Origin of the sequence: Mycobacterium sp. E3339, from assembly GCF_001666915.1 — a bacterium.
Lineage (GTDB): Bacteria > Actinomycetota > Actinomycetes > Mycobacteriales > Mycobacteriaceae > Mycobacterium.
This window is the reverse complement of record NZ_LZIZ01000055.1, coordinates 1-812: the sequence shown is the minus strand read 5'-3', so window position 1 is coordinate 812 and position 812 is coordinate 1. Positions and strand designations below refer to the sequence as shown.

At 71.4% G+C, this 812-nt stretch carries 1 protein-coding gene; it reads right to left on the bottom strand.

From position 1 onward, the window contains the following. On the bottom strand, positions 1-812 hold an 812-nt coding region (locus A5702_RS04545), incomplete at both ends, for an acyltransferase domain-containing protein (RefSeq protein WP_156669485.1).

The window sequence follows — 812 nt, the reverse complement described above, 5'->3', positions numbered from 1 at the left end:
CGCTCCGTGGCTGGGGTTGGCGCGGTCGCCCTCGGTGATGGGTTGGGCGTTGCGGGTGACGATGAACAACTTGGCCGACGACCCCGCGGCGGCCATCGCCGCGGCGATCCGACGGACCTGATGAAACAGCTGGTAGGCATCCCCGACGTCGAGCGGATCGTCGGGGGCCGGGGGCGCGTACAGCACGTAATCGACCTCGCCGAGCGCCTGACCAAGGGCGCTCGGGTCCGCGTCGGCGGCCTGCACCTCGGCGACGCGGCTCAGTTCGGCGGCCAGGTCGGTGTCGGCGATCACCAGCCACCGGCCGCTCTCGGTGCGGGCACCCGGGTCGGCCGGGGGCAGCGGCCGCGCCGGCCATGCCAGCCGGGCCGACCACTCGTCGAGGGGGCCGTCCGCTGGATGTGATTGTGGGGCAAACCCTTTGGTGGGCGCAGATCCCGGCGTCTGCGGGCTCGCGGCCTCGACCCAGTGGCGGGTGTGGTGCCACGGGGTGGTGGGGATCTGCGGATGCGGTTCGGGCGGGTGCGGGGTCTGCGGTGCCGCCCCGGCCGCGTACAGGTTGGTGCGGAAGGTGACCGTGTCATCCGTATCGCGTTGCAAGGTGCCGATGCTCAGGTACTCGGCGCGCGGAGTCGCTTCTGCCCGCAGGGTGTCGAGGATGGCTTGGGTGAGGAGGGGGTGGGGGCTGATTTCGATGAAGGTGTGGTGCGTGGTGCCGGCGTGGGTGATGGCCTGTTGGAAGTGGACGGGGTTGCGCATGTTGGTGGCCCAGTGTTGGGCGTCGAAGGTGGGCGCGGTGGTGGGGTCGGGGT